Here is an 11,972-nt window from a genome sequence, read left to right on the forward strand (position 1 = left end):
AGGAGCAAAAAATGAAATTAAAAAGAATATTGATTTCAAACTTTCGTTCAATAGAGGATATAGAATTACCTATTAAAGCAATCAATGGCAGCTATTGTACAGTTTTGGTTGGAAAAAATGAGGCGGGAAAAAGCAATATTTTAAAGGCTATCAACACACTTTTTCAGGAACAAAAACCAAGCAAGGAAGAAGGCTTGAAAGACAGAAGAAGAACAACGGAGTATGACATTAAGCAAGAGGAATATTTTGTTTGTGCTGAATACACCCTAACCGATGTAGAAAAAGAAACAATTTTAAAAAAAATTGATGAAGAATATATAAATATTAATCTTGTCAAGTTTAAAAACGGATTAACTCTTCTTGACTTGTTGAATGTTGCTTACAAAGAAGTATTGTTGGATTACATAATAGGAGATCAGGATTCGACCAAACGATGGTGGAATTGTGATGAGAAAATTAAACAATATGAATTGGAGCAAGATGTCTTTTTAGTTGATAAGGTTTTTTCAACTCAAGGCGATAGAGAAAATTTATTGGAAGTTCAAAAACTAGTTGATCAAATCTTGCGGAGCTATATTCCAGATTTTCCAAAAATTGATTGTCAAATGTGGAGTTATAAAAAAGAATATCTGCTTCCTCCCAATGTTGAGCTTGATCGTTTTTTTAGTGATCCAAATACTTGTATTCCCTTAAAAAACTTATTTCATCTTGGAGGTGTAAAGAATATTGTAGAAACATATAATCAAACTAATGGGGATTCAAAACAGGTAAGAACTCTTTTAAAAAGAGTTCAAAACAAAGCAACAGAAAAATTTAGAGAAATTTGGAAGGATTTTGAAAAAATAGATTTTGTTCTTAACAAGGACGGAAATAACCTTGAGATCTCTATAAGAGATTCGAATTCTGAAATTGAATATGCTATGGAGGAGAGAAGTGAAGGGTTTAAACGTTTCGTTACAATTCTTTTGACCTTAAGTGTTGGCAATAGTGATTCTCTAAAAATTATTTTACTTGATGAACCTGATGCTTTTTTATATCCTTCAAGTGCCAAGCAGTTAAGGGATGTTCTGATTAAAATGGGAGAGAATAACATTATTTTTTATTCAACACATTCTCCATATATGATTGATATAAATGCCGTTGGAGAGAATTCAAGGCATCTGATTGTAGAAAGGGAAGATGGCATTACTCAAATCAATAAAAAAGATTCTATGGCAATTGAAGGCGTAGATTTTATGGAAGATGAATTGATTATGAGAGCAATAGGTTCAAATATTTTTGAGAGAGTTAAGCCAATTAATATTTTATTTGAAGGTTATCTAGACAAAATGCTCTTTGAAAAATTCTTGGAAAAAGAGTTTTGCAACAAATACGGCATGATTTACCTTGGAGGTATAAAAAAGGTAGATAGATGCGTGAACGATATTCAACTAACAGGTCAAAAATTTTTGGTTGTAGCAGATTCTGATCAAGTTTCAAGGCAAGAGAGAGAAAAATTTAAAAAAGATTTTGTAAGTTTTGCTAATTGTTGGTTGGATTATTCAGAGGTAGACAAGCAATGTGAGAGTCTTGAAGATTTTTTTAAAAATGAATATATTAAAAAAACGCTAGAAGAGATGGGGTTTAGTGTGGATAAATATAATCCTAGAAAATCAGCAATTACCAATATTAGGACATGTATTTCTCTCAATACCAAAGATGAGTGTGGTTTTGCTCAAGAAGAAATAGAAAAGATATTGGAATATATTAAACAATATAAAGACAATCAGGAATTAGCAAAAAGAATAATTGATGAAGTTAAAGAAAATCAGAAAAAAAATATACAAGAAAAAAAAGAAGAATTAGAAAAAGAAGTAAAGCAAAAACTTGCTCACAAGGCTAAAAAAGAGCATATGAAAGAAGAATTTTTTATGTTTATTAAGAGATTGAAAGAAAAAATTCAAAGCATATAAAATTGTTTTGCTTCAAAATATAAGTAAGAGAGAATCCTCTTAGAGTGTCCTAGAGTCTAGTTTTTATGTATTTTTTATAGATTATTTGATATTGTATCTAACCATATAATGTCAATGCCTCACTCTATGACATCAAAGAGTTTTTCCAAGGCAGAAACTCGCAAGGCAAAATGAATCCTCCAAGCAAGGCAGAAGATCCCCACTACAAAATCCTCATCGCCACTCTCACAGAATCCCTCAATGCTCTAGCCAAAAAGCTAGAACCAAAGATTTATGAGTATGGGTTCTTGAGGGAATAAAAAATGCTAGAGTTTTGATTAAAAATCAGATCTTGGAAATTTATAATGAAAATTGAACTTAAAAAAATCGGAATGCTTGATAAAGCCGAGTTTGAAGTGGGAAATATTACGCTTATTTGTGGGGAAAACAACACGGGAAAAACTTATGCGACTTATAGTTTGTATGGCTATTTGGATTTTATGAGAAAAGCAGGTTTTTTTCATTTTAGGAAAGTATTTAATGAATTTGAAAAAATTATTAAGATTGATGAGCCAAAAATTGTTTTTGATTTAGAAAAATTTTTAGTAATTGTCAATAAAACGATCCAGATGTTATCAGAAGATTATCTAAAAAATTTATCTGATGTTTTTGCGGGAAAAGAAGAAGATTTTCAAACGAGTGAATTTAAAACTGATTTACAGGCAAACAATAAAGAATTAGAAAAAATTTTTACAATAATAAACCAAAGTAGTTTTTTTAATTTCAGAGTGGAAATTATTGAAGAGGTTTCTGAGAAAAAAGTGGTAATTACGCTAGTTGAAAACTTTGAAGTAGAGATTATTGAGAGAACTTTTATTCGTATTCTTCAAGCAATTTATTTTAAAAAATTTCCAAACATTTTTATTCTTAGTGCTGAGAGAACTGGAGCTTCGATGTTTCAAAAAGAGCTTGATGTTAATAAAAACGAAATTGTTGAGAAGATTCAAAAAAGCAATGGTAGAAACATAGATGTTTATGACATTTTACTAAATCGTGCATCAAGATATCCTGAACCAGTAAAGGATAATATTTACTTTATTCGTGAATTAGATGAGGTTGTCAAAAAAACAAGTTTTATTAAAAAAGAAGAAAAGAAAGTCGCTTTGTATAAAGAGATTTTGGATTTGCTTCATTGTGTTGTAGGTGGAAAGTATATTGTTACTCAAGAGGGGATTTATTTTGCACCAGAGGCTAGACATAGAGCGACAAAAGGAAAAATTCTAGTTCAAAGTGCTTCAAGTTCAGTTAGATCATTGCTTATGCTTAATTTTTATCTTTTACATCAAGCCCAAAGAGGAGATATCCTCATGATTGATGAGCCAGAGCTCAACCTTCATCCCAAAAATCAGATTCTTTTAGCTAGACTTTTTGCACTTTTAGCAAATGCAGGGATCAAGATTTTTATTACAACTCACAGTGATTACATTGTGCGAGAAATTAATAACTGTATTATGTTAAATAATTTGAGTGATGAACAGATTCAAGGCCTTTCTAGTAAAAATTATAGCTTGCATCACAAGCTTAATCCTGATAGCATAAGAGCTTATTTAGCCATAAAAGATAAAAAAAGCAAAGAAAATGTTTTGCAAAGAATGAGCATCAATCCCAAGCAGGGAATCTACATAGATACATTTGATGATCCTATTGATATACAAAATGAAAATCAAGGAGAAATCTTTGAAGAGGTTTTGAGGAATCTTTCATGACAAACAGCGATCTAAGAAAACTTAGAGATGCAGCCATTGCTCATCTAAAACCAAAACTAAAAGGCAAAAATTTCATCATCAAAGAAAATGATAGCCGGAGCATTATCAAAGAGATCAATCTTTGTTTTCAAAATAGAGATGATGTTTTGGTAATCCAACAAGATATTGAAACTTGTAAAGTTATTGATGATCTCTTTGAGGGCAAGAGACTAGAATCTTGTGATTTTATTGTTTTGATTTGTAAAAAAACTAATCTTTATGTGTACTTTTGTGAGATTAAAAGCTCTAATACTGAGCTTAATCGTTCAAAAGCAATGAGACAGATCCAAAGCTCAACATATTTTCTTGATTTTGTTTTCAAAAATTATAATCATTGCAAGGAATCTAAAATTTTTGATTTGGATAATTGCGAGGTAAAAAAGGTGATGTTTTATTATTCAGCAATTTCGCAGAAAAATAGCATAACACCAAAAAACAATAAAGGTGATAAGCTGCATCTTATCCCTATTGCTTGTGATGAAAATGGGATTTTTGAAATTGCTGATGCTTATAGCTTTTTTGATAGGTTTTGATTTTTGTATCCCCTCCTTCACAAATCCTCTCTAGAAATTTTTTGGATCAAGTGTCTAGTTTGATTCAATCTTGATGCTTTGCAATTAAACATTTTGCACACTTAGCCAAAAGGCTAAGTATCAAATCTATGAGTTTTTAGATTGTTATTCCCCCAAGGCCAAATAAAATCGCTTATTTCTTCCATATTGGAGGAATTTTTGTGTGAAGAGATTGATCTCTTTTGCAAACACATCCCCACACAAAATAATGTGCTCATATCCACCCGCGATTTCCCCAAAGCTCTCAGCATAACTATCAAGCACTCCATAACAGACTCCATAGAGATCCAATCCACCCACAGCATAGGAAAACACAGGATTTAAGAATTTGGAGAAATCCACATTGTATTTTCCTTCAGAATCTGCCTTAAATTTCATCGCATATTTGCTTGCATAGTTGTGGATGAATGCCTCAGCGATTGGTGTAAGTTCGGCATTTGAATAGAGTCTATCTTCTCCCAAAAGTGTGCAAACCACGCCAAACATATCACACAGATTTCCACTCATTTTGCCCTCTTGGCTTAGAGTTTGAATGAAGCTTTCTTTGCTAGGAAAAGCTTTGAAATAGTTTTGTGCGAGTTTTCCACCGATTTTGGTTTTGGTCGCTAGTGTGTCAAAAAGCACTCTAGGACTTGATTCAAAGCTAAAGCCACTGATATCCTTGCATTCTCCCTCTATGTAAGAATATAGCAACGAATCTTGCTCATAATTTAGTCCGATCATGAGAGTATGGTTGAGATTTTCTTCTTTGCAATAATCTTCAAACTCTTTCAAGTCTTTTATTTTGGGGATATGAGTATAGCTTGCAAGCTTGGGAAGATATTCTTTGCCCTCTTTGAGTTTGGGGATATCATTTCCCATCGGATCTTCAAATTTTCCCATATTGTCCCAGAAATTTGGCTCACTACAGCCGATGCATCCATGTCCTGCTTGGATAGGCCAGCTCATTTTGGAGTTGAATTTCACTTTTGCACAATTATTATAGACATAAGGACCACGACACCCGACTTTGTAGAGGCAATATCCTAGTTTTGATCCCTCATCTCCAAACTCTTGGACAAATTCCCCCGCTCCAAATGCCCCTTTCCTCTCACACAAATCATGGACACTTTTGCCATAAGACCATAATGGACGATTGAATTCATCTAATGGAGGAGTTTGCCCAGTGATGGCTAGATAGAGTAAAGTAGCGCAGATGTTGGTATCGCTTGGAGGGCATCCAGCGATATTGATCGTGGGTTTATGGATGATTTCTGAGAGAGGTTTGGCTTTGGTTGGATTGGGGTGGGCGACTTGGATCCCTCCAAAAGAAGAGCAAGATCCTACAGCTACGATAAATTTGGCATTTTTAGCCAACTCTCTACACTCATGAGCCCCACTATGAGCTTCTGCTCCAAGGGTCAAAAACAGATCGCCTTCCTCTGAGATGCTGCCCTCCACGATCAACACATAAGGATCGTGTCCGATGCACTCTTTAAGTGTTTGTTTGGTTTGATGCCCACTATTGGCCATAAGCATATCATGGTATTGAATCTGCATAAAATCCACCACAAAGCGCTCGAAACTAAAATCAGAGCTCATAAGAACACTCTCGCTACATCCAGAGCATTCTTCCATATGAAGCCAAATGACTTTGAGATGAGAATAGCTTAGGATCTCATAATAGCTCTCCAAAAGCTCTTTGGGTAAACCCAAAAGATTGATAGCATTTTTGATCCATTCTTTCTCCTGATCGCTAAACTCTCTTGGGTTTGCATAGGTGTGTTTGAGGGCTTGTAGGCGTTGGGCGATGATTTCTTCCATGTTTCTCTCCTTGGTGATTCAGATTGGAATCATAATTGGATTTTTGATCGCAGGGCACAGAAGCAAGCGGGATTTGAGGGAGTAATTTGAATAGATGTAACAAAAAATAACATTTTCTCAATGGACAATTTGAAAAGGTAGAATACATCCTCAAGAGTCATTGTGGGAGAACAAAATGCAAGAAATGATTAGCAATCTTGAAACTTATGGCTATATTTTTTTATTTTTTTATTCTTTTGGTGGGGGATTTGTAGGGATCGTCGCTGCTGGAGTGATCTCGGCATTGGGAAAAATGGATCTGACCTTGAGTATAGTGATCGCTTCACTTGGGAATATCGCTGGAAGCACATTGCTAGTTTATCTTGGACGCTATCAGAAGAAAGATTTTCAAAAATATCTCCAAAAGCATCGGCGTAAAGTCGCGCTTGTCCATATTTGGCTTAAGCGTTATGGAATCTTGCTCATTTTTGTCAATAAATACATTTATGGATTCAAGACATTATTACCTTTGGTTGTAGGAGTGAGTAAATATCCTTTTGTAAAGTTTTCTATTTGGAATACATTGGCTAGTGTGATATGGGGGGTTGCGATGGGGTTTGGTGGATTTTTTGCTTCAAATTTAGCAATTCGTATATTTGAAAGAATCAAAGACTACCCTTATGTGATGCCGCTAGGTTTCGCTTGTATTGTTGGTTTGATTTTGATCGTGATGAAATTTAAAGCAAAAAATAGAAAGAGTTAAGTTTGTAAAAATAGTTTAAGTTTTGGTTTGAGAGCCTTTAGAAGTGGGAGATCAAAAAGCCGACTTATTTTTCTCAAGCTGCTATTGATGGCTAGCATGATGATGAGTCTAGTGTAAAAATTAGCATTGTATTTTTTAGTTTTTATTAGTCTATAAATTTTATTTGTTTCTAAGAGATTGATTGGAATCTGCTTCAAAAGATTTAAAAATTTTTGCTGATTTGTTTTTCTAAGAAAGTCTAATGGTCCAAAATACATAAGCAGATGAGAAAAATACATAAAAGCACAATATTTTAAAACTTGTTGATTTTGTATGGAAAGACATACTTTCTCATATCCCATCAAAAGATTCTGTATTTTTGTATTCTTTGAAACTCCTCTGCATAGACTTTGAGTGGAGGTATCGCACATATAAAATAATTTTTTGCATAATCCAACAGATTGAGCATGATAAAGAAAATTGAGATTAAATAATAAATCCTCATCATAGTGGATGCTCTCATCAAAACAAATCTGATTTTTGGTAATCAATTCTTTTTTGATAAATTTGGCACAAGCCCAAGGATTGCCCAGAAATGAGCAATACTCATAAATGAAATTTTTATCACAAATCAACTCAAAATCATTGATTATTTTATGTTTGGGATTTGAGAATAATTCTGCAATCTGGATTTGTGGCAATATCTTCCCCCCATAAATCAAAACATCTATCCCCCCCCCCCCTCAATAATTTCCATGCATCTTGAAAAAATCCTTGCAAAATATAATCATCACTATCAATAAAAGTGATATATTCTCCTTTGGCATGCTTTAAGTCAAGATTCCTCGCAGAAGACACTCCGCCATTTGACTTTGTAAAAATTTTAATACGCTCATCCTCATATTCTTGCAAAAGCTCAGGTGTATGATCAGTACTGCCATCATCAATGATCAAAAGCTCAAAATCTTTAAAATCTTGAGACAGAATCGAGTCAATGCTTCTTTTGATGAGCTTAGCACGATTGTATGTGGGGAGAATGATGGTGAGAAATGGGATCATGCTCTGAGAATGAGGCATTTGATTTTTGCTAGGAATCAAAACATATCCCTTTCCCAGAAGAAATCAATCCAATCCAATGGTTCACGAATCGAAAAATCAGCCTTGATTTCAGCAGATTGTTTTTGAAAAATCACAGCTGTATGGAAGTGCACTGAAGGATTTTGATCTTTTAAAATCTCTACAATCTTATGAAGACTTTTACCACTATCAACAATCTCATCTACAATCAGAATCTTTTTGAAACTTTTATCGATTGTGGGGATATTTTTGATGATGAGCTCTTTTTGTTTATTGCCATCATAAGAGATTGCATTGAGAGAATAGACTTCACGCAGATCCCATCTTAATGAGAGCATATGTGCAAGTGTCAATCCCCCTCGTGCGATTGCAATGATCGCATCAGGTTTGCCTACACGAGAATCGACCTTATCAAATAGTGTCCGAGCATCTTTTAAAAATTCTTGATATGAGTAGTATTGCATGTCTTTCCTTTCTTAGTATTCCTTAAGTTCATGATAAAGGCTATCTCTCTCAATCGCCCTAAATCCAGCATCTTTGATTTTATAAACCAATTCAGCAAGCTCCACTCCTGAGGCACTCTTGGCTCCAGCACGAGATTGGATGCTCTCCACTTCAATGGTTCCATCAATATCATCAGCCCCAAATTCTTGCGCTACTAAGGCAAGATTTAGTCCCAAGGTCGCCCAATAGGCTTTGATATGGGAGATGTTTGTCAGCAAGATTCTGGCAATTGCAATGGTTTTGAGAATCTCTTGGGCACTTGGGAAAGATTTGACATTGAGATAGTTATTCTCTCTTTGGTAAAGAAGGGGAATAAAAGCATTAAATCCCCCTTGGAGATTAGATTCTTGGGCTTTTTTGAGGCGCAATATATGATCGATTCTATGCTCATGGTTTTCGATATGTCCAAAGAGCATCGTAGCATTGCTATATTTTCCCATTTTGTGCCAAAGTGAGTGGATTTCTAGCCACTCATTGGATTTGACTTTGCCATGACAGATGATTTTTCTCACAGATTCATCAAAGATCTCCGCTCCACCTCCTGGCATAGAATCTACCCCATGTTCTGCCATATCAGCTAGCACTTCTTCATAGCTTTTGCCAAAACGGCGTGAAAAATAATCTACCTCTGCAGCTGTCATCGCTTTGATGTGGAGAGAGGGGAATGCTGCTTTGATTTCCTTAAACATTCCCATATACCATTGATAAGTATAGTTGGGACTATGAGCACTTACGATATGCACTTCTTTTGCACCTTTGTTGTGCGCATTTTGTGCGATTTTAAGAATCTCATCAAGATTCATTTCATATGCGTTGGGGTTTTTGCGACTTGCTGAAAATGCACAAAACTTGCACACATCTGCACAAATATTGCTTGGATTGATATGGCGGTTGATATTGAAAAAAACTTTATCACCATAGAGAGATTTGCGTCTTTGATCTGCAATCTCGCCAAGTGTAAAAAGATCATATTGATAAAGCTTGGCAAGTGTGCTTGCATCAAGCTCTTCACCATTTTCTAAACGAGTGAGAATATCCATGGGAAACCTTCAAAAAAATGCGTTATTTTATCAAATCAAAGCAGGATTCTTGAGGGGTGAGTGTAGATATTGCATTTCTCATCTCGTGCAAATCCAATGAGGGTAACACCTAGTTTTTGCGCAGCTTGGATAGCTGTCTTGGTTGTGGAGGCTTTGGAAATCACGATTGGAATCTCATGCATAACGGTTTTGATAATCATTTCAAGAGATAATCTTCCACTGACAAATAAAAAATGATCATGTGGATTGAGTCTATTGATTGCTGCCAAACCCATGACCTTATCAACAGCATTATGTCTTCCAATATCTAAAATATCAAAGATGATTTTCCCTTCAAGACTGCATAAAATCGCACGATGGACACAGCCTGTCTGCTTAAATAAAACATTGTTTGTTTCAAAATAATCAAGAGTATCCCAGAGGATTTGTGTGCGAAGTTTGTTTTGAGATTCAAGAAATTTTTCAACAATCTTGCCTTCAAAATTGGCTGTTACTCCCACACAGCATCCTGATGTAAGTGTTTTTTCCTTGTGGAGATTGGCAAGATTTTCTTCTGAGATTTTTGCTTCAAGATAGACGCTTAATCCATCAGAAGAAATTGAGATATTTTGGACTTCATCAATATGTTCCAAAACTCCTTCACTAAGCAAAAATCCCACGATATGTGCATCCTGATGAGAAGGAATACACATGGAAGAGAGAATCTTTTTGCGATTGAGAAAAAACGATACTCTCTCCTCCTTGATGATGGCATCCTCCTCACTTTTTGGAGAGTGATGCCTATAGAGCTTGAGAATGGGGATGTGGCTGATTAGTGAGTGCATTGAACCCTCATCCCCTCCAATTTCCCCTTCTCTTGTAATTCTTTGTAATAGTAAGAATGCAAGATCGCTAGCTCTTCCTCCCCCATATTTCCATCAATCATCGCTCCCAATGCTCCCTCAATTGCAAACACAGACATATAGATATGAGTGATGAGTAAAGCAATGATGGCAAATCCTAAGACATTGTGAATAATGGCACTAAGTCTTAGAGCATTGATGGGAGCAAGCTGAAAGTAAAGAAGTGCACCTGTAGCAATCATGATAAATCCTCCCACAGTGCAAGTCCAAAACCACATCTTCATCCCAGCATTAAATTGTCCAGAAGGAATGGGAGTGGAGATGCTTTTGCCTTTTGTGAGATAGCCTCCTAGCATCAAAAGCCATTTGAGATCATAAGCTTTAGGCAAGCTTGCCTTCACCCACATCAAAAACATCAAAGGACCAAAGATGGTAAATCCAATGGTTGCAATCCCATGTAAATCTCTAGCCAGTCTGACAAATGTCCCTCCACCAAGCTTTGCTCCAAACACCATAATCAGTCCAGTGATACAAATCACAATAAAAGGCACAGCAGCAAGCCAATGGATTGCGATGTTGTAATTGGAGAAGATTTTGTATTTCACTCCATGAGAGAAGCTCTTGGATTTGAAAATCATTAGATGTGTTGCAAAAGCTAAGGGCACAAGAATAATGATTGCCAAGAAAATGGGAGCAAAGAATTTGTTTTGTAAAAGGGTGAAGAGCTCACCTAATCCAGTGACACCCTCAATCCCTTTGATGGGTTCTCCATTTCCCAAAACCCCTATAGTCAATCCTTGCATCTCTCTCACACTTCCACTGACTACTCCAGCTGTTGGGGAATCAACTCCCCAATTTTTGATTTGCTCAATTTGTTTCACTCCATAGATATGAGTGTTGGGAGAGAAATCAATGGGTTCTTTGACTTCTTTACTCACACCAAAGGCAAAGAGCAAGAAGCATACACACAACAATACTCTCATCTCTTCTCCTTAATCGCCATAAGCCTTGGACCAAGTATAAGGAATCTTTGGAGTTCCACTTCCTCTAGCAATAGCACGATGACGGATGATTTCACTCACCTCTTCACTGCTTCCAGCCAAAAGTGCTTTTGTTGAACACATTGCAGCACACATCGGAACTTTTCCTTCAGCGATTCTGTTTTGTCCATAGAGTTTGTATTCTTCTTCAGAATGTGTCTCTTCAGGACCTCCTGCACAGAATGTACATTTATCCATCGTTCCACGAGAACCAAAGACATCAGATTTAGGGAATTGTGGTGCTCCAAAAGGACAGGCATAGAGACAATAACCACATCCAATGCAAGTCTTTTTGTCATGCAAGACAATCCCATCTTCTCTAATGTAGAAGCAATCCACTGGACAGACTTTGGCACAAGGAGCATCAGAGCAATGCATACAGGCAATAGAGATACTTTTCTCTTTGCCCTCAATCCCATCATTGAGTGTGACAACTCTTCTGCGATTGATTCCTACAGGAAGATGATGAGCTTCTTTACAAGCCACATCACATCCATGACAATCAATGCATCGATCCTCATCACAATAGAATTTGATCCTTGAATGACTTTGGAGGGTTGAACCTCCAGAAGTTAATGCACTCATTTACTCCTCCTTATGCTTTTTCTATACGGCATAGACCGCATTTGGTTTCGGG

General features: G+C 35.8%; 12 protein-coding genes and 1 pseudogene. 5 read left to right on the forward strand and 8 right to left on the reverse strand.

Annotation, left to right across the window (positions count from 1 at the left end):
- The first annotated feature begins 11 nt into the window (after positions 1–11).
- From T391_RS0103205 to T391_RS0103220, 4 genes and pseudogenes are all read left to right on the forward strand, one after another.
- Positions 12–1,952, forward strand: a complete 1,941-nt coding sequence (locus T391_RS0103205) for an ATP-dependent nuclease (RefSeq protein ID WP_027327127.1) — start codon at positions 12–14, stop codon at positions 1,950–1,952.
- A gap of 101 nt (positions 1,953–2,053) precedes the next feature.
- Positions 2,054–2,251 (forward strand): annotated as a pseudogene (locus T391_RS08505) (hypothetical protein); the annotation flags it as partial.
- Positions 2,252–2,296: 45 nt separating this feature from the next.
- Positions 2,297–3,697 carry an AAA family ATPase gene (locus T391_RS07810; protein WP_051420568.1) on the forward strand — a complete coding sequence of 467 codons (1,401 nt, stop codon included), beginning with the start codon at positions 2,297–2,299 and terminating at the stop codon, positions 3,695–3,697.
- Entirely contained in the window at positions 3,694–4,269 is a 576-nt protein-coding gene (locus T391_RS0103220) for a hypothetical protein (RefSeq protein WP_027327128.1), read from the forward strand. Before T391_RS07810 ends, T391_RS0103220 begins: the two co-directional genes overlap by 4 nt.
- A 144-nt stretch (positions 4,270–4,413) precedes the next feature.
- Here T391_RS0103220 and T391_RS08385 read toward each other — a convergent pair whose 3' ends face one another.
- The gene (locus T391_RS08385; protein WP_051420569.1) at positions 4,414–6,111 is read right to left on the reverse strand and encodes a hydrogenase small subunit; all 1,698 of its coding nucleotides are present in this window, start codon (positions 6,109–6,111) and stop codon (positions 4,414–4,416) included.
- A gap of 175 nt (positions 6,112–6,286) precedes the next feature.
- Between T391_RS08385 and T391_RS0103235 the strand changes: the two genes are divergently transcribed.
- Positions 6,287–6,853, forward strand: a complete 567-nt coding sequence (locus T391_RS0103235) for a DedA family protein (protein WP_027327129.1) — start codon at positions 6,287–6,289, stop codon at positions 6,851–6,853.
- Here T391_RS0103235 and T391_RS0103240 read toward each other — a convergent pair.
- From T391_RS0103240 to fdh3B, 7 genes are read right to left on the reverse strand one after another with little or no spacing between them, the layout of a single operon-like run.
- Positions 6,850–7,533 (reverse strand): hypothetical protein, encoded by a 684-nt coding sequence (locus T391_RS0103240; RefSeq protein WP_027327130.1) that lies wholly within the window; start codon positions 7,531–7,533, stop codon positions 6,850–6,852. The two genes, T391_RS0103235 and T391_RS0103240, sit on opposite strands and share 4 nt — an antisense overlap.
- Positions 7,487–7,930 (reverse strand): glycosyltransferase family 2 protein, encoded by a 444-nt coding sequence (locus tag T391_RS0103245; RefSeq protein ID WP_027327131.1) that lies wholly within the window; start codon positions 7,928–7,930, stop codon positions 7,487–7,489. The genes T391_RS0103240 and T391_RS0103245 overlap by 47 nt, the downstream gene beginning before the upstream one ends.
- On the reverse strand, positions 7,927–8,373 hold the full coding sequence (locus tag T391_RS0103250) for a phosphoribosyltransferase (RefSeq protein WP_027327132.1): 447 nt from the start codon (positions 8,371–8,373) through the stop codon (positions 7,927–7,929). The genes T391_RS0103245 and T391_RS0103250 overlap by 4 nt, the downstream gene beginning before the upstream one ends.
- Before the next feature lie 12 nt (positions 8,374–8,385).
- Positions 8,386–9,453 (reverse strand): aminofutalosine synthase MqnE, encoded by a 1,068-nt coding sequence (gene mqnE / locus T391_RS0103255; protein ID WP_027327133.1) that lies wholly within the window; start codon positions 9,451–9,453, stop codon positions 8,386–8,388.
- A gap of 35 nt (positions 9,454–9,488) precedes the next feature.
- Positions 9,489–10,277: a formate dehydrogenase accessory sulfurtransferase FdhD gene (gene fdhD, locus T391_RS0103260; RefSeq protein ID WP_034583659.1), complete on the reverse strand. Its 789-nt coding sequence runs from the start codon at positions 10,275–10,277 to the stop codon at positions 9,489–9,491.
- Positions 10,265–11,278, reverse strand: coding sequence for a formate dehydrogenase subunit gamma (locus T391_RS0103265; protein WP_027327135.1), 1,014 nt, complete (start codon positions 11,276–11,278; stop codon positions 10,265–10,267). The genes fdhD and T391_RS0103265 overlap by 13 nt, the downstream gene beginning before the upstream one ends.
- A gap of 9 nt (positions 11,279–11,287) precedes the next feature.
- Positions 11,288–11,920 (reverse strand): formate dehydrogenase FDH3 subunit beta, encoded by a 633-nt coding sequence (gene fdh3B / locus T391_RS0103270; RefSeq protein ID WP_027326613.1) that lies wholly within the window; start codon positions 11,918–11,920, stop codon positions 11,288–11,290.
- Positions 11,921–11,972 lie beyond the last annotated feature (52 nt).

Origin of the sequence: Helicobacter pametensis ATCC 51478, assembly GCF_000518225.1 — a bacterium.
Lineage (GTDB): Bacteria > Campylobacterota > Campylobacteria > Campylobacterales > Helicobacteraceae > Helicobacter_G > Helicobacter_G pametensis.